The 23750-nt window shown below is 55.7% G+C and carries 23 protein-coding genes; 11 read left to right on the top strand and 12 right to left on the bottom strand.

Annotated features, from left to right (window positions below):
- The first annotated feature begins 18 nt into the window (after positions 1-18).
- Together aceF and G8770_RS00970 are read left to right on the top strand one after the other, a co-directional pair.
- Complete coding sequence (aceF, locus tag G8770_RS00975) at positions 19-1668, top strand: dihydrolipoyllysine-residue acetyltransferase (protein ID WP_167180824.1); 1650 nt, start codon at positions 19-21, stop codon at positions 1666-1668.
- Positions 1669-2052: 384 nt separating this feature from the next.
- Positions 2053-2394 (top strand): 4a-hydroxytetrahydrobiopterin dehydratase, encoded by a 342-nt coding sequence (locus G8770_RS00970; RefSeq protein WP_167180822.1) that lies wholly within the window; start codon positions 2053-2055, stop codon positions 2392-2394.
- A gap of 143 nt (positions 2395-2537) precedes the next feature.
- On the opposite strand, the gene G8770_RS00965 is transcribed toward G8770_RS00970, so the two are convergent.
- The 7 genes from G8770_RS00965 to metG form a co-directional block, all read right to left on the bottom strand.
- Positions 2538-3251 (bottom strand): electron transport complex subunit E, encoded by a 714-nt coding sequence (locus tag G8770_RS00965; protein WP_167180820.1) that lies wholly within the window; start codon positions 3249-3251, stop codon positions 2538-2540.
- Positions 3248-3988, bottom strand: coding sequence for an electron transport complex subunit RsxG (gene rsxG, locus G8770_RS00960; protein WP_167180818.1), 741 nt, complete (start codon positions 3986-3988; stop codon positions 3248-3250). The genes G8770_RS00965 and rsxG overlap by 4 nt, the downstream gene beginning before the upstream one ends.
- Before the next feature lie 11 nt (positions 3989-3999).
- Entirely contained in the window at positions 4000-5058 is a 1059-nt protein-coding gene (gene rsxD, locus G8770_RS00955) for an electron transport complex subunit RsxD (RefSeq protein WP_167180816.1), read from the bottom strand.
- 17 nt (positions 5059-5075) lie between these two features.
- Positions 5076-7691 carry an electron transport complex subunit RsxC gene (rsxC, locus tag G8770_RS00950; protein ID WP_167180814.1) on the bottom strand — a complete coding sequence of 872 codons (2616 nt, stop codon included), beginning with the start codon at positions 7689-7691 and terminating at the stop codon, positions 5076-5078.
- Positions 7688-8311 carry an electron transport complex subunit RsxB gene (rsxB, locus tag G8770_RS00945; RefSeq protein ID WP_167180812.1) on the bottom strand — a complete coding sequence of 208 codons (624 nt, stop codon included), beginning with the start codon at positions 8309-8311 and terminating at the stop codon, positions 7688-7690. The genes rsxC and rsxB overlap by 4 nt, the downstream gene beginning before the upstream one ends.
- 58 nt (positions 8312-8369) lie before the next feature.
- The gene (gene rsxA, locus G8770_RS00940; protein WP_167180810.1) at positions 8370-8945 is read right to left on the bottom strand and encodes an electron transport complex subunit RsxA; all 576 of its coding nucleotides are present in this window, start codon (positions 8943-8945) and stop codon (positions 8370-8372) included.
- 300 nt (positions 8946-9245) lie between these two features.
- Complete coding sequence (metG, locus tag G8770_RS00935) at positions 9246-11297, bottom strand: methionine--tRNA ligase (protein ID WP_167180808.1); 2052 nt, start codon at positions 11295-11297, stop codon at positions 9246-9248.
- A gap of 317 nt (positions 11298-11614) precedes the next feature.
- On the opposite strand from metG, the gene apbC reads away from it, so the two are divergent.
- The 3 genes from apbC (at position 11615) to G8770_RS00920 (ending at position 14960) form a co-directional block, all read left to right on the top strand.
- A complete protein-coding gene (gene apbC / locus G8770_RS00930; RefSeq protein ID WP_167180800.1) occupies positions 11615-12721 on the top strand; it encodes an iron-sulfur cluster carrier protein ApbC in 1107 nt (368 codons plus the stop codon).
- Positions 12722-12968: 247 nt separating this feature from the next.
- Entirely contained in the window at positions 12969-13538 is a 570-nt protein-coding gene (gene dcd, locus G8770_RS00925) for a dCTP deaminase (protein ID WP_167180798.1), read from the top strand.
- A 228-nt stretch (positions 13539-13766) separates the two neighbouring features.
- Complete coding sequence (locus G8770_RS00920) at positions 13767-14960, top strand: BaiN/RdsA family NAD(P)/FAD-dependent oxidoreductase (protein WP_167180796.1); 1194 nt, start codon at positions 13767-13769, stop codon at positions 14958-14960.
- 350 nt (positions 14961-15310) lie between these two features.
- On the opposite strand, the gene G8770_RS24300 is transcribed toward G8770_RS00920, so the two are convergent.
- Both G8770_RS24300 and G8770_RS24295 read right to left on the bottom strand, forming a co-directional pair.
- Positions 15311-15850, bottom strand: coding sequence for a cation:proton antiporter domain-containing protein (locus G8770_RS24300; protein ID WP_279537069.1), 540 nt, complete (start codon positions 15848-15850; stop codon positions 15311-15313).
- Between the two features lie 60 nt (positions 15851-15910).
- Positions 15911-16132, bottom strand: coding sequence for a cation:proton antiporter (locus tag G8770_RS24295; RefSeq protein ID WP_279537068.1), 222 nt, complete (start codon positions 16130-16132; stop codon positions 15911-15913).
- A gap of 657 nt (positions 16133-16789) precedes the next feature.
- Here G8770_RS24295 and G8770_RS00910 point away from each other — a divergent pair.
- Both G8770_RS00910 and G8770_RS00905 read left to right on the top strand, forming a co-directional pair.
- Positions 16790-17551, top strand: a complete 762-nt coding sequence (locus tag G8770_RS00910) for a class D sortase (protein ID WP_167180794.1) — start codon at positions 16790-16792, stop codon at positions 17549-17551.
- A 29-nt stretch (positions 17552-17580) separates the two neighbouring features.
- A complete protein-coding gene (locus G8770_RS00905) occupies positions 17581-18156 on the top strand; it encodes a hypothetical protein (RefSeq protein ID WP_167180792.1) in 576 nt (191 codons plus the stop codon).
- 339 nt (positions 18157-18495) lie between these two features.
- Here the strand turns inward: G8770_RS00905 and G8770_RS00900 are convergent, their stop codons facing one another.
- Both G8770_RS00900 and G8770_RS00895 read right to left on the bottom strand, forming a co-directional pair.
- Positions 18496-18960: a hypothetical protein gene (locus G8770_RS00900; RefSeq protein WP_167180790.1), complete on the bottom strand. Its 465-nt coding sequence runs from the start codon at positions 18958-18960 to the stop codon at positions 18496-18498.
- Between the two features lie 192 nt (positions 18961-19152).
- Positions 19153-19524 (bottom strand): hypothetical protein, encoded by a 372-nt coding sequence (locus G8770_RS00895; protein WP_167180788.1) that lies wholly within the window; start codon positions 19522-19524, stop codon positions 19153-19155.
- 161 nt (positions 19525-19685) lie between these two features.
- On the opposite strand from G8770_RS00895, the gene G8770_RS00890 reads away from it, so the two are divergent.
- Positions 19686-21227: a 2-isopropylmalate synthase gene (locus tag G8770_RS00890; RefSeq protein WP_167180786.1), complete on the top strand. Its 1542-nt coding sequence runs from the start codon at positions 19686-19688 to the stop codon at positions 21225-21227.
- A 78-nt stretch (positions 21228-21305) separates the two neighbouring features.
- On the opposite strand, the gene G8770_RS00885 is transcribed toward G8770_RS00890, so the two are convergent.
- Positions 21306-21665: a hypothetical protein gene (locus G8770_RS00885; protein ID WP_167180784.1), complete on the bottom strand. Its 360-nt coding sequence runs from the start codon at positions 21663-21665 to the stop codon at positions 21306-21308.
- Here G8770_RS00885 and G8770_RS00880 point away from each other — a divergent pair.
- The 3 genes from G8770_RS00880 (at position 21643) to G8770_RS00870 (ending at position 23696) form a co-directional block, all read left to right on the top strand.
- A complete protein-coding gene (locus G8770_RS00880; protein ID WP_167180782.1) occupies positions 21643-22206 on the top strand; it encodes a hypothetical protein in 564 nt (187 codons plus the stop codon). The genes G8770_RS00885 and G8770_RS00880 overlap by 23 nt on opposite strands.
- A gap of 74 nt (positions 22207-22280) precedes the next feature.
- Positions 22281-22769: a ribosomal protein S18-alanine N-acetyltransferase gene (gene rimI / locus G8770_RS00875; RefSeq protein ID WP_167180780.1), complete on the top strand. Its 489-nt coding sequence runs from the start codon at positions 22281-22283 to the stop codon at positions 22767-22769.
- Between the two features lie 285 nt (positions 22770-23054).
- Positions 23055-23696, top strand: a complete 642-nt coding sequence (locus G8770_RS00870) for an ANTAR domain-containing response regulator (protein ID WP_167180778.1) — start codon at positions 23055-23057, stop codon at positions 23694-23696.
- Positions 23697-23750: the final 54 nt, after the last annotated feature.

Below are 23750 nucleotides of genomic sequence, written 5' to 3'. Positions count from 1 at the left end.
AAGGATTGAGGAGTGAGTGTGGCTATTGAAATTATTCCTGTTCCGGACCTGGGTGGTGCGGACAAGGTAGATGTTATTGAAGTGTGTGTTGAGCCGGGTGATGTGATTGAGGCTGAGCAGTCGTTGGTGGTGCTGGAGTCTGATAAGGCTTCCATGGAAATTCCCTCCCCCAAAGCGGGTAAGGTTATATCCCTGAAAGTGAAGGAAGGTGACTCCCTCAGCGAAGGCGATGCCATTCTGGAGTTGGAGCTCGAGGGGGAGGCGTCGTCAGAAAGTGATGACGCGCCAGCGGTTGAGAGTACTGCAGAGGCGGAAGAAACCGCAGTTGCGGCCGACGCAGAAGAGCAGGCGCCGGCAGCACCGGCAGGCGCAACATCTCAACAACTGGTTCCGGTGCCGGATCTCGGCGGCAGTGACAGCGTGGAGGTGATAGAGCTCTGTGTGGCGGTCGGTGATGAGGTTGCCGAAGGTGATTCTCTGGTGGTTTTGGAATCGGATAAAGCTTCCATGGAAATTCCTTCCCCGGCGGCGGGAAAAATCCTCGAAATCAAATTGGCAGAAGGGGACAAGGTCTCTGAAGGCGCGGATTTGGTGTTGTTGGAAGTTACAGGCTCTGCGCCCGCAGCCCAGCCGGCTTCAGAGCAACAGTCGGCTTCAGAGCAACAGCCGGCTGCAGCGCAAAAGCCCGCTCCTGCCGCTCAACCGGCGCCAAAACCGGCGCCGGCAGCCATCAGTACCGCCACTGATAGTCGTGAGAGTGCGGCCGGTGTGTATGCCGGACCCTCGGTGCGCAAGCTGGCTCGTCAGCTGGGCGTTGATCTGAATAAACTGAAACCCTCGGGTCCCCGTGGGCGCTTTATGAAAGACGATGTCCGCAGTTATGTGAAGCAACTGGTGGCGGACGTTAACAGCGGTAAAGTCTCGGGTGGCTCAGGTATTCCTGCCATTCCGGAAGTGGATTTTTCCCAGTTCGGCGACATCGAAATGGTCAAGATGAGCAAGATTGCCAAATTGACTGCCGCCAATATGTCCCGCTCCTGGCTAAACGTCCCTCATGTGACGCAGTTTGACGATGCCGACATTACCGAGATGGAAGCTTTCCGCAAGTCGATGAAAGCGGAGGCGGACAAGCGCGGCGTCAAGCTGACACCACTGCCGTTCCTGTTAAAAGCGGCGGCGGCAGCGTTGGAAGCCGAACCCAGTTTTAACGTGTCGCTGCACGCCGATGGCGAGCATATCGTGAAGAAAAACTACATTCACATCGGTGTGGCCGTGGATACGCCGGCCGGTCTGATGGTGCCGGTGATTCGCGATGTGAACAAAAAAGGGCTGTGGGAACTGGCCGCTGAAAGCGCAGAGATTGCCGCCAAGGCCCGTGACGGCAAGCTCATGCCGCGGGACATGCAGGGCGGTTGTTTTACCATTTCCAGTTTGGGTGCAATCGGTGGCAACGGCTTTACACCAATTGTGAATGCCCCTGAAGTGGCCATTATGGGCGTATCCAAAGCGCAGATGAAACCGGTTTGGAACGGAGCAGAGTTTATTCCGCGCAACATGCTGCCGCTGAGTGTTTCCTATGACCATCGTGCCATTAATGGTGCCGACTGTGGCCGTTTCTTCACCTACATGGTTGCTGTGTTGAGTGACATTCGCAAGTTGTTGCTCTGATTCATGTGGGTGTTAAAAGGCAGGCTTGTGTTTTCACGGTAAGCGGCTGGAAACGCGGCACTGCCGCAAGTTGTTGTGCTCAATTGGTGGCTGTCGAGAGGTAGTTATTAACATGTGGCTATCAACATGTAGCTAGCAATATGCAGTTATAAAGAGTCTGTCCGTAAGGTCAGGCTCTTTTTTTTATCGTCAGGGCAATGATTTGGAGGCGAGCGCCGGTGTCTCCGTCCGGTGTAATCCGGCCAGCTTGTAACATTCATTAATGCGCCAAAGCGTGGGTAGACTACACTGAGAATAAGAGGACGCACTCGGGGGTGTCACTGTTCTCTCACTGCGCTGCTCTCGTCTTGTGGCGCCCAACAACAGCGAACTAAGGATGTGCCTATGACACCACTGGCTGGAGAGTCGTGTACTACGTGTAAGGCAGGGGCTCCCTGTGTTCCTGTTGAGGAGCGGCAGGCTTTGTTGGATCAATTGCCAGGCTGGCTGTTGATATCGCCGGATGGCGTGGATCAGCTGGAAAAAGTGTATCCCTTCCAGGATTTTAATCAGGCGCTGGATTTTGCCAATGCCGTGGGTGAGTTGGCGCAGGGAGCGAATCATCACCCCGCGATTCTGGTGGAGTGGGGCAAGGCGACCATCACCTGGTGGACGCACACCATTCATGGGTTGCACCGCAATGACTTTGTCATGGCCGCCAAGACCGACTATTTGCATGGTAAATAGACCGACTTCTTGCATGGTAAATAGACGGCTGCCGGATCAGCTGGCGGGCGTTCGCTGGCCGGTATCACACCGGCCGTTTGAGTCTTTCAAAACCAGGTTTTAAGCCCAGCATGTGGCCATTAAACCGTCTTCAGACAGACCGCTTAAGAAATGGTGCCCGTGGTGCGCACGCGTTTGCTGCCTTTGATCACCGGCTCGGTGCGTTTGGCTTTTTCGCGTTTCTCGGCGTTGGCATCAATGACATTTTTAATCGCAATTAAGAAACCGGTCACAATAAAGGCGCCTGGCGGCAGGATGGCCACAAGAAACCCTGGATAGTTGCTGAACAGGGTTACTTTCCAGTGTTCAGCCATAGGCCCCAGCAACAGATTCATGTCGGCAAATAAGGTGCCGTGCCCCAGTACTTCACGGATGGCCCCGACACTGACCAGCACCAGCGCAAAACCCATTCCCATCATAAGCCCGTCGAGCGCCGATGCCGGCACGCTGTTTTTGCTGGCAAACGCATCCGCACGTCCCAGGATGGCGCAGTTGGTCACAATGAGTGGAATAAAAATCCCCAGTATCTGATAGAGCTCGTAGGTGTAGGCCTTCATGAGCAGTTCGGTGCAGGTGGTGAAAGAGGCGATGATCATCACGAACACCGGCAGGCGCACGGCATCGCTGACGGTCTTGCGGATCAGGGAGACGGCGATGTTGGAGCCGACCAACACCAGCGTGGTGGCCAGCCCCAGTCCCAGAGCGTTGACCACGCTGCCACTGACCGCCAACAGCGGACAAAGTCCCAGTAGCTGCACCAGCGCCGGGTTATTTTTCCACAACCCATTATGGGTGATTTCTTTGTAGCTTGTTGTCATGAGGGGGCCACTTGAGATTGTGATTGAGCGTTGTGTGCAGGCTGTATGCCGTTTGACTCCAGGCCAGTTGCTGCTGACTCCGGTGCGGAAGGTGTGGCTTGCGGCGCAGAGTCTGTTTCCTCTTTGGCTTGCAGGGGCTTGGCTTCAGAAAAATACAGCAACGCCCGTTTCACCTGATTGATCACCGCCCTTGGGGTAATGGTGGCGCCGGTAAACTGGTCAAAGTCGCCGCCATCTTTTTTCACGGCCCACTGTTCAATGCCGGGGTTGCTGAGGGATTTGTCATTAAAGCTCAGTATCCACGAACTTTTCTTCAGGTCGACCTTGTCGCCCAGCCCCGGAGTTTCATTGTGGGTCAGGGCGCGGACGCCGGCAATGCTGCCATCGGCATTTATGCCGATGATGAGCTTGATATCACCGCTGTAGCCGTCCGGGGCAACGGCGGGAATGATCGCGGCGACAGGTTCGCCGTGATCCCGGGCGATGTTAACCTCGCCACCGTTTTTCAGCCCCAGCGCTTCCCAATATGCTTCCTCTATGGGCACCGTGTCCATCAACAGGTCGTTGGTGTGGCGATCCAGTGGCACGATTTCGAGCAGGGCTCTCTGGGCAGCTTCCCGTTCCGCCGCCGCAATACGATCCTGAGTGCCCGCTTGTGTACCGGCCAGAATGGCGGCTGTGATAAGTGCAAACAGACCCAGCAACAAGCTGTTTTTACTGATGGAGGTGCCCAGCATAGGTGTAATCCTTAGTCTTCTTTCTCGGTCGCGCGACGGGCTTTGTCGTGGCCGTAGGTGCGTGGCAGCGTGTAATAATCAATAAAGGGCGCGGCAAAATTCATCAGCAGGACGGCAAATGCCACCGCGTCGGGGTAATTCCCCCACACCCGGATAACGTAGACCAGGATGCCAATGCCGGCGCCGTAAAACAGTCGACCTTTGGTGCTGACCGCTGACGATACCGGGTCGGTCGCAATAAAGAAGGCGCCCAACATGGTGGCCCCGGACAGCAGGTGCAACAGTGGCGAGCCACCGCTGTGGGAGCTGCCCCCATCGTAAAAAACCACCGACAAGAGAAAGAGTGTGACCAGCATGCTGACGGGTGTGTGCCAGGTAAAGATCTTGCGATACAGTAGGTACGCCCCGCCCAGCAGGAAGCCCAGGTTGACCCATTCCCAGCCGGCACCGGCCCAGCGAGCGGTCGAAAAGATGGGTTCAGAGGCGTACAGGTGCTGCACCAGCTGTGAATCGTTGTGTTTGAACACATCCAGCGGGGTGGCACCGGTGTAGGCATCGATGGCCCCTCCCAGAAAAATCTGTTGCAACGCGCTGAGGGGGCCGAGCAGGTCTTGGCCTTCCGCCAGCATAGTGCGGGGCACGGCCCATTGTGTCATTTCGACCGGAAAGGAAATCAGTAGAATCACATAGCCGACCATGGCCGGATTGAAGGGGTTGTAGCCCATGCCGCCGTACAGGTGCTTGGCCAGAATGATGGCGCAGGCAGTGCCCACGACCACTACCCACCAGGGGCAGTAGGGCGGGAGTGCCAGGCCGAGCAGCACACCGGTAACGACTGCGCTGTAATCTTTCAGGAAGAAATCAATGGGGCGGTTGCGCAGTTTCAGCACGCCAGCTTCACAGGCAATGGCCGTGGCGCTGGCGAGAATTACGTTGATCAGGCTGCCGGGACCAAAAAAGTAACTCAAGGCAATCAAGCCGGGTACGCAAGCCAGAATGACTTGTTTCATTACATCCCCGGTGTCACCCGCACGGGTGGCGTGCGGGGAGGTCATTTTCATAAAGGCCATAGTATTTCAGTCTCGGGTTACGAGTTGCTAGTGACGAGCTGTTGTTTGGTTTGTTGCAGCTTGGCTTCGGTTTTTTCAACGCCAGCTTTAAACGCGTCCAGGTTAGGGTCGTCTTCCGCCTCGGCTTTGGCCAGTCGTTGCTTGGCTTTATCCAGACGGGTTTCCAGGGAGGCTATTTGATCGCGCAGCTTGTCTTCTGGCGACATGCTGGCCAGAGCATCGGCTTTGGCCTTGGCTTTTTCAATCGCGGCCGTGGCGGCGTCCACTGTCGGCGCGGGTTGCGGGGCAACCTCTGCAGCGGTTGCCGGCTGATCGGTCAGCTCCGGGGCGTTGGGGTTCAGGGCCCGCAATTCGTCCCGCAGCTTATCCTGCTTGGCGAGCATCTTGTCCAGTCCCAGTTGTAACGCAGCCACCGTGTCGGTGTTCTCGGCCTGCGCCTGTTCCAGCTTGATGCGGGCTTTTTCCAGGCGACCGTTGATGCTGGTCAGCTGGTCACGCAGCTTGTCTTCGGGAGACAGGTTGGCCTGTGCGGCGGCCTTGGCTTTGGCGCGTTCGATGGCGGCTGCAGCGGCATCCTGCTCAGGTGCCGGTGTGGCTGTGGGTGCCGAGGGGGTCAGTTCAGCCAGTTCCTGTTCGGCACTGGCAATTTTTTCTTTGAGTTTGTCGACACCGGTTTGCAGGGCGTCGACCTTGTCGGAGTTCTCCGCTTTGGCGGCCGCCAGTTTTTCTTCGGCTTTGGCCAGGCGCCCGGTTAACGATACGATGTTGGCTTGCAGTTTTTCGTCCGGTGCCATGGTCATCTTGGCTTGCGCGCGGGCGATGGCGACCGCAACCGGGTCGTTGGGGTCAGCGGTAGCGGCAGGTGCATCTGCTGCAACCGTGGTGATGGCGGTAGGCACGGGAGTAAAGTGGGCTAACTTGTCTTTGGCTTCCTGCAGCTTGAGCTCTGCCTGCTTAATTTGTGCGGCCAGGCGTTCTTTCATATCGCCATCGGCGTCACTGTGGCGCTGTTGCAGTTTTTCCAGACGGCCTTCGGCGCTGGTGACGGCGCGTTCCAGTTTGGCTTTTTGCTCTTCCGGCGTCGCCTGTTTGGCCTTGGCGCTGGCCATGGCGGTGGCGACAATGTCGGCTTTGGCAGTGTGACCCGAAGGTTGCACGCCCGCGGCTTTATCGGCTTCCTGTTTCTGTTTGGCCAGTTCAGCGGCTTTTTTGCGGGCCAGGCGCTTGGCTTCTTTTTCCGCCTCGGCTTTGGCGATACGTTCCTGGCGGAACTCAAAACGCTTGCGCGAGCGATCGGACTTCTCTTTGTCGATCGCCATTTGCCGCATGGTGCCTTTGGCGGCACGATAGTATTGCACCAGTGGAATATTGCTGGGACAGACATACGAACAGGCGCCGCATTCAATGCAGTCCATAATGTTCTGGGCTTCCAGGCGATCGTATTCTTCCGCCGCGGCGTACCAGTACATTTGTTGTGGCAGCAGGCTGGCGGGACAGGCCTCGGCGCACATACCACAACGAATACACGCTTGAGTGGGGCGCGGAGGGGGCATTTCCTTTTTCGTCGGTGCCAGAATACAGTTGGTGGTTTTTACCACCGGTACGTCATCCTGCTCCAGCGCGTACCCCATCATGGGGCCACCGACGATCAGGCGCATGGCTTTCTTTTCCGCAAAGCCGTGTTCCGCCAGCACGTGGTGAATGGGGGTGCCAAGGCGCACGCGAATGTTGCGCTGGGTTGCCAGGGCTTCGCCCACCACGGTAGTGATGCGTTCGATCAGTGGCTTGCCAAAACGCACGGCTTCGTACGCGGCGACGGTGGTGCCAACATTCTGCAGGACGATACCGATACTCGAAGGCAAGGCGCCAGAGGGGACTTCTTTACCGGTCAAAATTTGAATCAGCTGTTTTTCTCCGCCAGACGGGTACTTGGTCGGAAAGCTCACCACTTCTACCGGGGTCCCCTCGGCCGCCTGGGTTATGGCAGCAATGGCCAGCGGTTTATTGTCTTCAATGCCAATGACGATACGGCCGGGCTGGCTCAGTATGTGGGCCAGCAACAGGGTGCCTTTGATGATGTCCTCGGCCTGAGTCTGCATGAGGATGTCGTCAGCGGTGATGTACGGCTCACATTCGGTGCCGTTAATGATCAGCGTATCAATGGGCTGGTTGGCGCGGGGGCTGAGCTTGACGGCGGTGGGAAAACCGGCACCGCCCATGCCGGCAATACCGGCCTCGCGGATTTTTTGCACCAGCACCGCCTTGTCCAGTGACAGGTAATCTTCGCACGCTTCAAAGGCGGCAAATTCGTCCTTGCCGTCAGCCGCAAGCACGATGCAGGGGCCGCTTAATCCGGAAGGGTGGGGCAGCGTGCGGTCTTCAATGGCGGTCACGGTACCGGACGTTGAGGCGTGAACCGCTGCGCTGATCATGCCTTTGGCGTCGGCAATTTTTTGCCCGGCCAACACGCGCTCACCCACCGTGACAATCGGCTTGGCGGGGGCGCCAATATGCTGGCTGAGCGGGAAGATCAGTTCCGATGGCAGTGCAACCTCACCGAGAGGCAGCTGCAGGGACTGGCTTTTGTTTTCTTCCGGGTGAATGCCACCGGGGATCGACCAAATTTTTCTCACGCGGCCGCTCCGTCTTTTTCAGGTTGTTTATCGCTGGCAATGAGCTGGAAGTTTTCGACCACGGCCGGTGGTTTGTTCCACTTCCAATCGCTCAGGCCGGATGCCACCGGCAACATGTCGATGCAATCAACCGGGCAGGGTTCGACACACAGGTCACAGCCGGTACATTCGTCAGCAATGACGGTGTGCATTTGTTTGGCGGCGCCGAGGATGGCGTCCATCGGGCAGGCCTGTATGCATTTGGTGCAGCCAATGCATTCGTCCTCGCGAATGTAGGCCACGGTTTTGACTTCGGCTTCTTCGCCGTGCTCTTCATCCAGTGTGGGCGCTTCCACATCCAGTAAATCGGCAATGGCGTTGATGGTGGCCTGGCCGCCGGGAGGGCACTTGTTAATCGCATCGCCGTTGGCAATGGCCTCGGCGTAGGGGCGACAGCCGGGGTAGCTGCACTGGCCACACTGGGTTTGCGGCAGCAGTTCATCCAGCTGATCCACAATGGGATCGCCTTCGACTTTGAATTGCACCGCGGCGTAACCCAACACTGCGCCAAACACTAAAGCCAGGGCAACCAGGGCAATCAGTGCCGCGAGAAACGGGTGTGTGAGAAGATATTCGTACATAGTCGTCAACGTTGTTGGGGTCGGCTGTTGTTTGTCAAAATTACAATCAGAAACACAATCAGACCAGACCGCTGAAACCCATAAAGGCCAGGGACATCAGCCCCGCGGTAATCATACCGATGGCGGCACCTTTGAACGGTGCGGGCACATCGGCCACGGCCAGGCGTTCGCGCATGGCGGAAAACAGAATCAACACAAAGGAAAACCCCAGCGCGGCGCCAAAGCCATAGAGTGCCGATTCGGTAAAGGTGTGGGCCTTGGCGGTGTTTTGCAGCGCCACACCCAGTACCGCACAGTTGGTGGTGATGAGCGGTAAAAAGACTCCCAGCACGCGGTATAGCAGGGGACTGGTCTTTTCGATGAACATCTTGGCGAATTGCACCACGACGGCGATCACCAGAATAAAGGCGATGGTCTTGAGGTACTCGAGCCCCAGGGGTTCCAGGATGAAGTTGTGAACCAAATAACTGCAAATGGACGCGAGCGTCAACACAAAGGTGGTTGCACCCCCCATACCAATGGCGGTTTCCAATTTGTTGGACACACCCATAAACGGGCAGAGCCCCAAAAATTGAACCAGTACGAAGTTGTTGACCAGGATCGTGCTGATCAGAATCACCACAAAATCTGTCATAGGATGTCCATCCAGGCGTTTGAAATCCTTACCATTTTAATGGATAAGTAAGGTTTCGGTTAACGGTTTTGCCGATAATGCTTATTGGCTGAGTGTGTAGCTAATAGCCAGTAAAAACCAGGTCATTAATCAATAGCAATCTCGTCATTGCGAGCGCAGCGCGGCAATCTTCCCCTGGGTGGCGCAAGCCCTGAGAGGTTGCCCTGGTCACCCTCCCTTGCTCCTGGGGCAATTCACCTTGCTGCGGCGCTCCTTGTCTGGAGCACCGGCTTGGGGGGCAATAACGAGGTTGGTGGCGAGTTACATGACCCGCTGGCCGGGCTTCGCGCCGGAATGGGGTTCCAGCAGGTAAATTTCTTTTTTGCCGGGGCCGGCGGCCAGCACCATGCCTTCGGAAATGCCGAACTTCATTTTACGCGGCGCCAGGTTGGCGACCATGACGGTCAGCTTGCCTTCCAGGTCTTCCGGTTGATAAGCACTTTTGATGCCGGAGAAGACGTTGCGGGTTTCACCGCCCAGATCCAGCGTCAGGCGCAACAGCTTGTCGGCGCCTTCGACGTGTTCTGCTTTGGCGATCAGGGCGACACGCAAATCGACCTTGGCAAAGTCGTCGAAGTTGATTTCATCCGCCAGCGGCTCTTTCGCCAGCTCGCTGTCGGCAGTGGCAGGCGCGGAGACTTGCGCTTCGAGCGAGGCCAGGGCTTCTTTACTGGCGTCAATCATGGCGTCTACCTTGTCCTTCTCGATGCGGGTCAGCAGCGGTTTGAATTTGTTGATGGCTTCGCCACCGCGGAAAGCGACCGGGCTATTCCAGCTGAGGGTTTCACCCAGGAAGTCTTCCGCCCCCGCCGCCAGCGCCGGGACGACCGGTTTCAGGTAGGTCAGCAGGGCGCGGAACATGTTCACACCCAGGGTGCAGATGTCCAGCACCTGTTGCTCGGTACCCTCTTCTTTGGCCAGTGACCAGGGTGCTTGTGCAGCAATGTACTCGTTGGCGGCATCGGCCAGGGCCATGACTTCACGCATGGCTTTGCCGAAGTCGCGGGCTTCAAAGTGGCCAGCAATGATGGCATCGGCGTCGATGAACTTCTGCCACAGGGCTTCGTCGGCAATGGTGGTGGACAGGGTGCCGCCACTTTTCTGGATGAACTTGGCGGTGCGGCTGGCGATGTTCACCACTTTACCGACCAGGTCGCTGTTGACGCGCTGAATAAAGTCGTCCAGATTCAGGTCGAGATCGTCTACGGAGCTGCTGAGCTTGGCGGCGAAGTAGTAGCGCAGATACTCGGGGTTCAGGTGGTCCAGATAAGTGCGGGCATTGATAAAGGTGCCGCGGGATTTGGACATTTTCTTGCCGTTGACGGTCAGGAAGCCGTGCACGCAGACCTTGGTTGGGGTGCGCAACTGAGCCGAGCTGAGCATGGCTGGCCAGAACAGGGCGTGAAAGTTGACGATGTCCTTGCCGATAAAGTGGTACACCTCGCAGTCGGAGTCCGCTTTCCAGTAGTCGTTGAACGTCGCCTCGACGTCCACCCCTTCCTGCTTGGACAAGTAGTTTTTGAAACTGGCCAGGTAGCCAATGGGGGCGTCCAGCCAGACGTAGAAGAACTTGTTTTTCTCGCCGGGGATTTCAAAACCAAAATAGGGTGCGTCGCGGGAGATGTCCCATTCCTGTAGACCGCTGTCCAGCCACTCGGCCAGCTTGTTGGCGACTTCGTCCTGCAGGTGGCCCGCGCGGGTCCATGTCTTCAGAAAATCCTGAAATTCCGGCAATTTAAAGAAAAAGTGCTCGGACTCTTTTTCAATGGGTGTTGCACCGGAGATGACGGACTTGGGGTTAATCAGTTCGGTGGGCGAGTAGGTGGCGCCACAGGCCTCACAGTTGTCGCCGTACTGGTCGTCCATTTTGCACTTGGGGCAGGTGCCCTTGATGTAGCGATCGGCCAGGAACAGTTCTTTCTCCGGGTCAAACGCCTGGGTAATTTTGCGGCTGGCGATGTGGCCATTGGCCTTCAGCTTTTCGTAGATGAAGTTGGACAGCTCGCGGTTTTCTTCCGAGTGGGTGGAGTGGAAGTTGTCGAAGTTGACCAAAAATTCGGCAAAGTCTTTTTCGTGCTCGGCTTTGACGTTGGCAATCTGTCGTTCGGGCGTCAGGCCCAGCTGCTCGGCTTTGAGCATGATGGCCGTGCCATGAGCGTCGTCGGCGCAGACGTAGGTGCATTCGTGTCCACGCATTTTCTGAAAGCGCACCCAGATGTCGGTTTGGATGTATTCCACCAAATGACCCAGGTGAATGGAGCCATTGGCGTAAGGCAGGGCGCTGGTAACCAGAATTTTACGACGTTCAGTCATAATAAATGCAATCTCACTGACAGGTTGGATGTGTCGGGGCGTATGATCAGCCCCTGAAAAAAAGCGCCGAACTATAGCATTTTTTAGCGATGAGATCAGGGGTTGGCGGTGAATTTACCGCTGTCTTTGGTTAATTAAATGCCTGTTTCGTGCCATTTTGACGAATTCAGCCTTGGATTTGGCCTTTTGATCTCCATTTAAGCCCTAAATCTTTATACTACAGCCAGTTACCCCTTTCATGACTGTCCCTGCGGGCAGCTGCCATTTTGTACTTATATTTGTACTGACTAATTTTTCTACCCACTAAGGAAGTCGCCATGTCCAACGCCAGTGAGTTGTTGCCCAATCAAATAGAAGCCCGTGTACTGGCCTTGCCCCTGCCCAACCTGGAGGCAACGCTGGGGGAGTTGGGGCAGGTGGAAAGCGTGTCCGTCGTGGACGGCAAGGTCGAGTTGGTCGTGCTGTTGGCGATTCCGGCTCAGGGTATGCTGAAGGCGTTGAGCGAATCCATCTGGGCGGCAGTAAAAGACCTGCCGGGTGTGGAGCAGGTGGCGGTGGACATCGGCTGGGCGATACCGTCGGGGCCGGTGATGGATCCCGGGGCGACCATCCCCAATGTGAAGAACATTGTCGCGGTTGCGTCGGGCAAGGGCGGGGTGGGCAAATCCACTACCGCCATCAATCTGGCCCTGGCGTTGCAGGCCGAAGGTGCGACCGTGGGAATTCTGGATGCGGATATTTATGGCCCCAGTGTGCCAGCCATGTTGGGGGTAGGTAAGCAACGTCCAGAGCTGGAAAAGGGCCCGCAGGGACAGATGCTGGTGCCCATTGAGGCCCACGGTATCCATTCCATTTCCATGGGGTATCTGGTTACCGAGCAAACGCCGATGGTGTGGCGCGGGCCCATGGCCAGCGGGGCCTTGCAGCAGTTGCTGACCCAGACGGCCTGGCCGCCACTGGATTACCTGATCATCGATATGCCACCGGGCACCGGTGATATTCAGTTGACCCTGTCGCAGAAGGTGCCGGTGACGGGCTCTGTGGTGGTGACAACACCGCAGGACATTGCTTTGCTGGACGCGCAAAAAGGCATTGAGATGTTTCGCAAGGTCAGCGTCCCGGTATTGGGGGTGATCGAGAACATGGCGACGCATATTTGCTCAAATTGCGGCCATGAAGAGCACATTTTTGGCGAGGGTGGCGGTCAGCGCATCGCCAGTGATTACCAGACCCGCTTGCTCGGAGCCCTGCCGCTGAACTTGTCGATTCGCCAGCAGGCCGACAGTGGCTGTCCGACCGTTGCCGCAGACCCGGATTCGGACCTGGCCATGACGTACCGCCACATTGCGCTCAAACTGGCGGCCGAGCTGGCCAAGTCCGTGTCTCAGGGGGCGGCCCCGGTCATCGAAATTTCAGACGATTAATCCGCAGAGAGGGGCCGCTTGACGAGTTTTGCAGGGCTTTGCGGACTTTCTGTGGCACTTGGCGCACCTTCTGGGGGGCCTTTGCGTACCTTCGGTGGGCCTTTGCTTAGCAGCGGCAAAGCCAGTATGATTCGGCCTCTTTCTTCTACTTCCGAGTACTGGCTTGCTGTCTGCCCATCCTGTTTCTCCTGGGTGAGGCGATGGTGGCGAGCGTGTCTCACACCAGATTGATTCAAACGGGGACAACATGAGCATTAAATCCGACAAGTGGATTCGCCGGATGGCTGAAAACGAAGGCATGATTGAGCCTTTCGAGCCAGGACAGGTACGCTATAACGACGCGGGTGAGCGTTTGGTTTCTTACGGTACCTCCAGCTACGGCTATGATGTGCGTTGTGCCAATGAGTTCAAGATTTTCACCAACGTGTATTCCTCTGTGGTAGACCCCAAGAATTTCGATGCCAACAGCTTTGTGGATATACAGGAAGATGTCTGTATCATCCCGCCCAATTCTTTTGCCCTGGCCCGCACGGTGGAATACTTCCGTATCCCCCGCAGTGTATTGACCATCTGTCTGGGAAAATCCACCTACGCGCGTTGCGGCATCATCGTCAATGTCACGCCGCTGGAGCCGGAGTGGGAGGGTCACGTGACTCTGGAGTTCTCCAACACCACACCACTGCCTGCGAAAATATACGCCAATGAAGGGGTGGCACAGATGCTGTTCTACGAATCCGACGAGATTTGTGAGACCTCCTATAAAGACCGCGGTGGCAAGTATCAGGGACAGACCGGCGTGACACTGCCGCAAACCTGATCTTTCCGTAGCTCGGTCTGTTCACGGATCTTGAATGGGAGGCCTGAAGTGCAGCTTAAGTTTGACGCTTAAGTGATGTGCCTCGGGTCTCCCGTTTTGCGTTTAATCTGTGTGGCTTCGGCTGGGTTCTGCCCGCCATCGGGCGAAACCGGCGTAGCGCCATTGTCATCGTCAAGCAGCGCAATTGCTTTGGCCAAACAGCCAGAACCCCTTTTTAGAGAATGAAGTATGACTGCCTCACAACAGGTTGATGTGTTGATAATCGGTGCCGGAGCCGCGGGCCTGATGTGTGCCATCAGCGCCGGCCAGCGCGGGCGCAAGGTGCTGGTGGTGGATCACGCCAATAAAGTGGGCAAGAAAATTCTGATGTCGGGTGGCGGTCGCTGTAACTTCACCAACATGTACGCGGAGCCCGACAACTTTCTCTGTGAAAACCCTCACTTCTTTAAATCCGCTCTGGCCCGCTACACCCAGTGGGATTTTATTGAGCTGGTGGGCAAGCATCAGGTGCCCTACCACGAGAAAAAACTGGGGCAGTTATTTTGCGACAACAAGGCCAGTGACATTGTCGACATGTTGCTCAGCGAATGCGATCAGGCCGGAGCGCAAGTGCGCACCCATTGCAGTATTGAGTCGGTGGCTTATGACACTGGCAAGACGTGCTATCTCGTTAAGACCACACTCGGCGACATTGCGGCAGAGTCTTTAGTGGTGGCAACGGGTGGCCTGTCTATCCCCACGATGGGGGCGACCGGCTTGGGTTATGAACTGGCCGAGCAATTTGGCTTGCGGTTGCTGCCGCGCACCGCCGGTCTGGTGCCGTTCACGTTATCCAAAGAACAGCTCGCGCCCTTTGCATCCCTGGTGGGAAGCTCGGCCGATGTGCGCATCAGCTGCGGCGAGCAAAGCTTTCGGGAAAACATTTTGTTCACCCACCGCGGGCTGAGTGGCCCGGCGGTCTTGCAAATTTCCTCTTACTGGCAACCGGGCAAAGACATCTCCATTGACTGGAGTCCGGATCGCAACCTGATGGACTTTTTCCAGCAAGCCCGAGAGGAGCGTCCCAAAGCGGAACTCAAAACCGTGCTGGCGAATTTGCACACCAAAAACTGGGCCAATGTGTTTTGCGAACACTGGCTCAACAGTCAGCCGATGAACAGCTACAGTGACAAGCAATTGCAAGCCCTGGCCGATCAGCTGCACGGCTGGACAATTCTTCCCGCCGGCACCGAAGGCTACCGCACCGCCGAAGTGACTTTGGGGGGGGTGAATACCGATGACCTGTCGTCCAAAACCCTGGAAGCGAAAAACCAGCCGGGTTTGTATTTCGTCGGTGAGGTGGTGGACGTCACCGGCTGGCTGGGCGGTTTCAATTTTCAGTGGGCCTGGGCGTCCGGGCACGCGGCCGGATCCTTCGCCTAGGCTTTCGGCGGGCGGTTACGTTTGGCTAGCCGTTGTGTTTGTCAGGGGTTTGTCGATCAGCGGGGCGATGAGGCTAAGTTTTTCATTCAAGAAAAGGGCGTGGCCCTTACCGCTCAGAGTCTTGCGTGCGCAGGGCTTTCATCTTGGTGGCGATTTTAGGCCCCAACACCTCCTTCACTTCCTTTACTCGTTCCATATAGGCCTGATTGTCATGAGCCCCAGGGTCAGGACGATAATAGAGACCAGGTTGTCCATCAGTAACGGAAAATTAATACCAGCTCCGACCGTGATAAAAAAAGCCCTAAAAGCAGCCCTTTAAAAGGGGCAATGTTACTTTCAAGCTCGTGGCGTTAAGAGGAGTTTGCCAGCACAACACCGGCCAGAAAGGTCCCCAGAGCCAGCGAGAGGCCGACCAGAGACATCAATAAAGCGATACCGATGACAACCATCAGGGTGGTGGCGGTAAACAGTTCACGCAAACGGGCAGTTGCCACAAAGCGAAAAATCGGTGCGGTCAGCAAGCTGCCGCCCAACACCACCAGTGTGATCGATGCGAGGGTGACCAGGGCGGTTTGCCAGTTGTTGAGTCCATCGACCAGACTCAGCGCGCTGGCGTGTTGAGCCGGGTCGGCGGTGTGATGCAGTGTCTCCACCAGGTCGGGCAAGGCCAACAGCGGAACCAGAGCCAGCATGGGGCTCACGGCGATATCCTGGGCGAGCAGTACCGCAAATGACGACTGCCCACCATCAGATTTTAACAGCCCTTTTTCTTCAAGGGACTGCAGGACGATGGCCGTGGACGACAGGGTCAGTATCAGACCAATGGCCAGTGCCTCGGACCAGGAGTGACCGAATATCACACCCGCAGCCATCAGCACCAGGGTGGTCAATACGACCTGCCCAAAGCCTAGACCCAACAGATAAGAGCGCATGGCCCATAGGGATTTGGGTTACAGTTCCAGCCCCACCAGAAACAGCATCACCACCACACCGAATTTGGCAAAATGTTGTACGGCAATCACATCGACTTTCAACAGCGTCAGCAATGGGCTGATGGCAATGCCTGCCAGTAAATAACCCAGTACGGAACCTAACGAAAAGCGCGTTGCGATGGGGACGGCGATGACACCGGCGACGAGAAAAATGAAGGCCAGAAGTAAAATGTCAGTCATGAGGGAAAACCTTTTCGGCCGACAGGTTGATTTTTTCAGTTAAAAACCTGTTTTATATTTCATTTTGTGGCGGAATGGATTTCAACGCCACCGTCATGAGTCTATGTCAGCCGCGTCCCAAAAGATTTTTTTGGTCAAGAAACTGGCGCAAATATTTTCCTTGATGAAGTAATAGACGCCGGGTTTATGGCGCGAGGTCAAATTAAAGGCGCCTGATTCTTCGAATCCAGTTTGCTCGATTATTCCTGCTACACTCTTTACCAATGATGTTGTTGCATAAGACCGTAATTTTAAGGGTAAAGTGGTTGAAGACGATGTTCGAATGAGGACGAGTTTCCGGAGTGAACCGAATTTAAAACCGTGTTTTGGGGTTTGTCGTTCTGGCGTCGGACTTGTCTAACGCTGATCGAGGGATTCGAAAGAAACTCCAGGTCATTTTTTCTCATTTATAACACTCGCTTTTTCTGCCTTGCTGAGGTGCATGCCTGATATCTTCAGTCCGCAAGTGAAGCGACACTGCGAATCAGCCTGTTCTAAACGTGGCGCATTTTGGGGTGTCCATACGCCGGGTGATCAGGCAGCTTTTGGTCAATGGCAAAGAACAATAAAGCAAGTTCATGTAAACACGTTGGATTAAGTGACCAAGGAGAGACACCCTTGAGATACGACTGGTTGACGAAGCCTGGCTTTCTCGTTTACCTGGAGCGGTTTTTATTGGGCTTTGGTGTGCTGGGTCTGTTGTTTGTGGGTATGGCGTATTTGGACTCTGCGCTTGTGTCGCGTCAGGCGATGGCGGCTTTTGATGAGGCCTTGTCAGCGCAAGAAGCGCTAGAGGCACTCAAGTTAGAAGAACCGGATCAAAGTTTGTGGTCTGAAAGTCGCAAAAAAAAGTACACCGAACTGACCAGTGATAAAGTGCCTCTGGCGGTGTTGGCGATTGACCGTTTGAAACTGCAGGTGCCGGTTTTTCCTGGGACCGATCGCTTGACACTCAATCGGGGTGCCGGAATTGTTGATGGTACCGCCTACCCGGGTGAAAAAGGCAATATGGTGGTATCGGCCCACCGCGACGGTTTTTTTCGTCCGCTGAAGGATATCGCTGTCGGTGACCAAATTAAACTGAAGACTCTCAAGGGCACACAGGTCTTTGTCGTCAAAGAGCTGTTCATAACGGACCCACTGGATATCTCTGTACTGGATCCTACGGATTCTCAAACGCTGACCTTGATAACCTGCTACCCGTTTTATTATGTGGGTTACGCACCCGAGCGGTTGATTATTCGAGCATTGCCAGAGCAGCCGAACGACGATAGCCGCAACGACATTTTCCCTAAACCGATTCACATCACAAACCTTGTGACTTCTGTGGATACCCATCCTGATCCGAATACCCATGGGGTACTGAATTATTCACAATGAAAGTGCCCCCAACCCCGAGGAGAAAGCCAATGAAAAAACTGATCAAACCGTTGATAGTTGTTACAGCACTGGTGGGAGCTGGTACAGCACTAGCCGCTGACCCGGTACGTGTTGGTGATTGTAGCGATTATGCCGAGGATTATCAGGCAACCCAAGAGGCCAAAATTCGTTTTGGCATGCTGGCGGGAGCTTGTGAAGGCGTTTATGACATCGATGGAGCTCTTTATGCGCGAGCAGAAATGATTGTTCGCAGCAACTGGGAAGGCACGATGAAGCTGTATCTGCCGGCCTCGGATAAAACCATCGAGGTGACACCTGATATGGAGCATAGTGCCATCGTCGATGGTCGAAAACGTCGTGTGAAGGATTTGAGAAAAGGCGATGAGATACAGGTGTATATTTCCAAGGACAAGTTCTTTGAACAGCGTGTTGACTCCATTGCCTTTGCTGCCGATGACGATGCCATGGAAAAGATTTATCCCACAGATGCTGAGGAAGTGTCGGCATTGCCCACCACTGCAAGTTCTTTACCGCTGCTGGGAATGATCAGTGGCTTGTTGTTTGCCGCAGGTGGGTTGTTGCGATTGCGTCGCCGTCAGGCTTGAGTGTGGTTGTAACAGAACACGTAGAGAGTGAGATCTGCCGGTGCTGAGACCACTTACGGAAGAGTATTGAAAAGCTCTGCCTGTAGGAACCGTGAATGTGACTGGCGGAACAAGTTCTTATAAGCACGGTTGGGCCGCTTAAAGCAAACAAGTTTCGGGTGTCATTGGCAGGACCCGAAGCTTGTCTCGCTGCCTGATTTACGTGTTCGTTTTTGCTCGACGCCTGTTCTCCTGTCGGGATGACCGTTTTTTCGAACGGCGCGGGTGAGTTGCCAGATCAAGGTGACAGTCGTGCATTATCTTTCAGGTTTTCGCCGGGGCTTTTGCCCCGTTTCGTGTTTAACCGTTGCCGGTTTTGTTCAGTGGTTTTCTGGCCAAAGGCATCTGTGGCAGTAAGCAGATACCGCCCATTCGGGCGCCGAGCCCGAGCAGGAACATCGCCGACCAGAGGAACATCGCCGACCACAGGAACATCGCCGACCATGAGCACAGGGAGCCGGGATCGCCGCTGAAGCCTTTCAGTGAGGCAAGGGCAATACCCAGGCCGGCAAGCATGGCCCCGGCAATGAGTCTCCAGCTGGAAGGCACACCCGCAGCTTGCATGTATGGCAGCCTTTCAAGAGGTGACAGCGATAATGCCACCGGTATGAGTAGCAGCATGAGTCCCGCAAGCCACAGGGGACGGCTGGCCCACCAAATTTCAATGCCCGGGGGCAAGGACATGCCCAGGCCGCCGCTGATATAGGCGACGCCAAACACCAGCACCAGAATCGTCATGTGCCATAAATACACCGTCATGATCATGGGAATTGACTAACACGGTCAGGGTCCAGAGTTTGGCGTTGGACAATAGTTTCTGCATGGGCTTTTCGAGCGCGTGCAACACACCGAATTGAATCAATCCCAGGATCAGTAGTGTGATTTTGGGTGGCAGTGAATTGCTCACGGCCTTGTCCGGTGATCCGACCATGGCGAGCGGGTAGGGACCATGAAATATCAGGGTGTAGAGCAATTCCAAAGCCGCGCCCGCAATGCACAGCATAAGCACGGGCTTGCCCAAACGGCCATCGTGCCAGGCGAAGCCAAGATGGTGACTGCCAGCCAAACCCAAAAGTAATTACTCCAGCCCAGCCAGTGCAGATCAGCCTGAAAAAACAACACATCAGCCACCGCGGCCAGTGCGACAAATACCATCAGAGAGCCCCAGCCGTAGCGACGCCAAAATTGAAAGCTGAGCGGCGCCAGCAGGACAATCATGGTATAGATGGCAAGAAACCAGGTGGGCACCAAAGCGGCTTTGGTGGCAAAACGAATGGTCTCGGGTTGTGCGCCCAGCCAATGCATCAGCAAGGCAATCACCGTTTCCATCAGGACAGGCGCTCACAGTGTCAGTATAATTATCCGCTAGTGACCAGCGAGACTGTCGCACAAAGCACAAACTCCCTACCGAGTCGGCAATCAACTGCAGGGCCCCGTGATAACCAAGGGCAGCAATGGACAACAGCGTTATAGGCGCACAGAGGCTTGTTATGAATAAAGAAAAATTAGTCATTTTTGATACCACCTTACGGGATGGTGAGCAAAGCCCGGGGGCCTCCATGACGCTGGATGAAAAAGTCCGGATTGCCAAAATGCTGGAAAAGCTGCGTGTCGATGTCATTGAAGCGGGCTTTGCGATTGCCAGTCAGGGGGATTTTGAATCGGTGAAGGCGGTGGCAGAGACCGTCAGGGATTCCACCATTTGCAGTCTCGCGCGAGCGGTGCGACCGGACATTGAGCGGGCCGCCGAAGCTTTGAAAAATGCCAATTCAGGGCGTATTCACACGTTTATTGCCACCTCCCCCATACACATGAAGTACAAGTTGCAGATGGCGCCGGAGCAGGTGCTGGAGCAGGCGGTGACAGCGGTGAAAATGGCCCGCAACCTTGCCGAAGATGTTGAGTTTTCCCTGGAGGATGGCAGTCGCACTGAGCCGGACTTCATGTACCGGATCATTGAAGCCGTGATTGACGCGGGTGCCCGTACCATCAATATTCCGGATACTGTCGGCTATGGCACGCCGGAAGAGTATGGGGCAATTTTCCGCAATGTGATGAACAACGTTGCCAATGCCGATAAAGCCATCCTCTCGACCCATTGTCATAACGATCTGGGTTTGGCTGTGGCCAACTCCCTGGCCGCCGTGATGAATGGCGTGCGCCAGGTGGAATGTACCATTAACGGCCTCGGTGAACGTGCGGGTAATGCAGCGCTGGAAGAGATTGTGATGGCGGTGAACACCCGCAAGGATTTCTACCCGCTGGCCTCGGCGATCGATACCACGTTTATTGTGCCGACATCACGCCTGGTGGCGACGGTGACCGGATTTCCGGTACAGCCTAATAAAGCCATTGTCGGTGCCAATGCCTTTGCGCACGAGTCGGGTATCCATCAGGATGGGGTGCTCAAGCATCGCGAAACCTATGAAATCATGAAGGCTGAGGACGTGGGCTGGAAGGCGAATAAGCTGGTGCTGGGCAAGCACTCTGGCCGAGCGGCGGTCAGATCACGCTTTGAAGAATTGGGGGTGACCTTTGAGTCGCCCGAGGCGCTGAACGATGCTTTTCAGCGCTTTAAAGCGTTGGCGGATAAAAAACATGAGATCTTCGATGAGGACCTGCAGGCGCTGGTGTCTGACGCAAAAGCTGAAAGCGGCACGGAAATTTACCGTTTTGTGGGCATGGAAATCGCCTGCAAGACCGGCCAGAAGCCGTGGGCACAGCTGACGTTCACCAGACTGGGAAACACCATTACCACCGAATCCGAGGGTGGTGGGCCCGTGGACGCGGTTTTCAAGGCCATTGAGAAGGTGGTGAGCAGCGAATCGGCGCTGGAATTGTATTCTGTGAATGCCATTACCGCGGGCACCGAAGCGCAGGGGGATGTCACTGTGCGCCTGGCCAAAAATGGCGAAATCGTCAACGGTGTCGGGGCTGATACGGATGTGATCGCCGCTTCCGCAAAAGCCTACTTACACGCTTTGAATCTGTTAGAATCCGAGGGCAGGGCACACCCGCAGCGGGGGGTGTGAACGAATCACTGAATCAGCGGCCGTATCGATGAATGAAATCCAGAGACAGCAGTATCTAGATGCCCTAGGGGTAGACAGCTATATGCCGCGCTGGATTTTACCGCTGGCACCGGCCCCACAGGCCTGCGCGCCGGTGTTACCGACTGAATCGGGTCCTGACACCCCGCCGGTGTCAATGCCGGTTGGCGAAGGTTTGCCAAGCAGGGCCGAGCTGCCGGGCGCTGGCCCGGCTGCCGCCGCACCGCTTGCCGCGTTGGCTTCTTCAGCAGCGGTTACCACCGCTTCTTCTGCAATATCTTCTCCTACAGCTTCTTCTGCAGTACCTGCCGATGAGGGTGCGGGACGGGCGTTGGCGGCGATTTCTGAGGTGGTGCGCTCCGCCGATGTGAAACAGCGGCCAACCGTCAGCGGTGTTATGCCCAAGACCGAAGCGGTCACCGACCCGCGTTTTGCGCTCAGCCTCTGGCGGGTCAGTGACAAACTGCTGGTGGTTGACAGCCGGCACGCCGAGCTGGCTCTGCCCACCGAGCCGCTGCTGGCCAATATCCTGACGGCGCTGGGGCTGCCTCGAACACCCTTGCCGAAAGCGGATGTGTTGCGATGGCCCATGTACGATTACCCTCTGGCTCCCAAAGGGGATGATGCCGCGCGGGATACAATTCTGGCTATGTTGGAAGGGCGACTGGAAATGGAACCTGTGGAGTATGTGCTATTGATGGGCGCAGAGGCCTGTCATTATGTATTACCTCCAGAGTTATTGCCCGCCACTGCAGAAACCGGCGACGATGCCTCTTTGGCGACAGCCCGTTCACCGGGGCTAAGTGCCGTGGACTCCTTTGCCTGTGCACTTGGCAAGGCCGTGCGAGTGGAACCTCTGAAGGTGACTGCGATTGTCGTACCCAGCCTGTGCGATATGTTGCAGGAGCCTGAATTGAAGGCTCAAACCTGGAAAAGCATACAGCCCTTGCGGCAGCGTTAACGTCATTCCGTGTTCACTTCATAACCCTTTTTTATATTTGGCCGTGTAGTTGTGGCCTTGTCAGGCGTTTTTCTATGAGTCATTCCCCGTCTTCAGTCCTTCTGACGACCCCCAAACAGTTTTCATTTCGGGCCATGCCCTTACCCACCGAGGCTCTTGAGGCGATCGTTGCGTTGGAGCAACGCGCTCACTCCCACCCCTGGAGTCGTTCGCTGATCGAGTCAGGACTTTCCCGGTACGCTTGTTGGGGGATTCAGGCTCAGAATGAATGGATCGGTTTTGCCTTTGTCTCGATTGTGGTGGGCGAAGCTGAATTGCTGGATTTTGTGGTGGCGCCGGATTGTCAGGGGCAGGGCATTGGTACCTGCTTTCTGGAGTGGCTGATGCAACAGGTGGCGTCCCAGGCCAGTCGCATGTATCTGGAGGTCAGAGAGTCCAATGCCTCCGCCATCAGTCTTTACCAGGCGGCCGGGTTTGCCGAAGTGGGGCTGCGTCACAATTACTACCCGACCGAAAAAGGGTCTGAGGATGCCATTCTGATGGCCACAGAACTTTTTTTATAGTCGCTTGCACCAAGATGGCCCTCCGCCCTGCGCCTCAAGGAAAGCCTTTTTCGATTTTTCAGGTTTTTAGCGCCCCATATTCAAGCGTCAAATTGTCATTTTGCCTCAAAATGAGTCTTGTTTTGGTGCACTGAAGGAGGCGCTCGCGCTGCAACCCAATCAGAATGGGGCAGGGCGGCCACTGCATAAATGGCACGCTTTTGGCTTGATGAGAGTATTGGGCAGCCGGCAAACAACGCCTTGGCTGTGAGGATCTCTGAGAGGGCGGGTCACCGATTGTCGAAAATGACGATGCATTTAAAATCGAATTCCGGTCATTTGGATGAGACTACGAGCAAGGCAGAGCTGGTTTTGTTGCTGGATGCAGACCCTGAGCGCGCATCCGCTCTAAGACGTGGCCTGGAGGACTCGGGTTATCGACTTGCCCTGAAAATGAAGGACTCTGGCCAGCTTCTGAAGCAGGTGGAAGCTCACCAGCCGGATATTCTCGTGATTGGCACCGACGCGCCTGATCAGGCGCTGCTGCAGCAATTGCAACTGATTCGCGACTATTGCCCCAAGCCGGTCATCATGTTCGCTGAAAAAGAGGCCCCCAAACTCATCAGGCAGGTAGTGGCCAGTGGCGTCAACGCCTTTGTGGTGAATGACATTCAGCCCCATCGCCTGTCCTCCATTATCAATATTGCCTCCGCACGTTTTAAAGAAACGCTGTCGTTGCGTCAGGAATTGGAAACAACGCGGACCAAGCTGGCGGATCGCAAGAAGGTCGACAGAGCCAAGGGCATGTTGATGAGCAATCAGGGCTTGAGTGAAGAAGAGGCCTACCGCATGCTGCGCAAGATGGCGATGGACAAGGGGCAACCCCTGGCGGCGGTGGCTGATTCCGTGATAGATGTGGTCGCCATGCTGGGGGCTGCGAAAATATAAGCGTGACTTGCCGGGCTTAAGGTTCTCCCCCTGTTGCATGCGGGGCATAATGTT

The sequence above is a fragment of the Pseudomaricurvus hydrocarbonicus genome, from assembly GCF_011602365.1.
Classification (GTDB): Bacteria; Pseudomonadota; Gammaproteobacteria; order Pseudomonadales; family Cellvibrionaceae; genus Pseudomaricurvus; species Pseudomaricurvus hydrocarbonicus.
This window is presented reverse-complemented; position numbering and strand designations above follow the sequence as displayed.

Coding starts and splice junctions, on each gene's coding strand:
- apbC (WP_167180800.1), top strand. CDS start 11,615: ATGTCCAACGCCAGTGAGTTGTTGCCCAATCAAATAGAAGCCCGTGTA.
- rsxD (WP_167180816.1), bottom strand. CDS start 5,058: ATGGCCTTTATGAAAATGACCTCCCCGCACGCCACCCGTGCGGGTGAC.
- G8770_RS00880 (WP_167180782.1), top strand. CDS start 21,643: ATGCCCAAGACCGAAGCGGTCACCGACCCGCGTTTTGCGCTCAGCCTC.
- rsxA (WP_167180810.1), bottom strand. CDS start 8,945: ATGACAGATTTTGTGGTGATTCTGATCAGCACGATCCTGGTCAACAAC.
- G8770_RS00920 (WP_167180796.1), top strand. CDS start 13,767: ATGACTGCCTCACAACAGGTTGATGTGTTGATAATCGGTGCCGGAGCC.
- G8770_RS24295 (WP_279537068.1), bottom strand. CDS start 16,132: ATGACTGACATTTTACTTCTGGCCTTCATTTTTCTCGTCGCCGGTGTC.
- G8770_RS00900 (WP_167180790.1), bottom strand. CDS start 18,960: ATGATCATGACGGTGTATTTATGGCACATGACGATTCTGGTGCTGGTG.
- dcd (WP_167180798.1), top strand. CDS start 12,969: ATGAGCATTAAATCCGACAAGTGGATTCGCCGGATGGCTGAAAACGAA.
- G8770_RS00890 (WP_167180786.1), top strand. CDS start 19,686: ATGAATAAAGAAAAATTAGTCATTTTTGATACCACCTTACGGGATGGT.
- G8770_RS00970 (WP_167180822.1), top strand. CDS start 2,053: ATGACACCACTGGCTGGAGAGTCGTGTACTACGTGTAAGGCAGGGGCT.
- rsxG (WP_167180818.1), bottom strand. CDS start 3,988: ATGCTGGGCACCTCCATCAGTAAAAACAGCTTGTTGCTGGGTCTGTTT.
- G8770_RS00905 (WP_167180792.1), top strand. CDS start 17,581: ATGAAAAAACTGATCAAACCGTTGATAGTTGTTACAGCACTGGTGGGA.
- rimI (WP_167180780.1), top strand. CDS start 22,281: ATGAGTCATTCCCCGTCTTCAGTCCTTCTGACGACCCCCAAACAGTTT.
- rsxB (WP_167180812.1), bottom strand. CDS start 8,311: ATGTACGAATATCTTCTCACACACCCGTTTCTCGCGGCACTGATTGCC.
- metG (WP_167180808.1), bottom strand. CDS start 11,297: ATGACTGAACGTCGTAAAATTCTGGTTACCAGCGCCCTGCCTTACGCC.
- G8770_RS00870 (WP_167180778.1), top strand. CDS start 23,055: ATGACGATGCATTTAAAATCGAATTCCGGTCATTTGGATGAGACTACG.
- G8770_RS00965 (WP_167180820.1), bottom strand. CDS start 3,251: ATGACAACAAGCTACAAAGAAATCACCCATAATGGGTTGTGGAAAAAT.
- G8770_RS00895 (WP_167180788.1), bottom strand. CDS start 19,524: ATGGAAACGGTGATTGCCTTGCTGATGCATTGGCTGGGCGCACAACCC.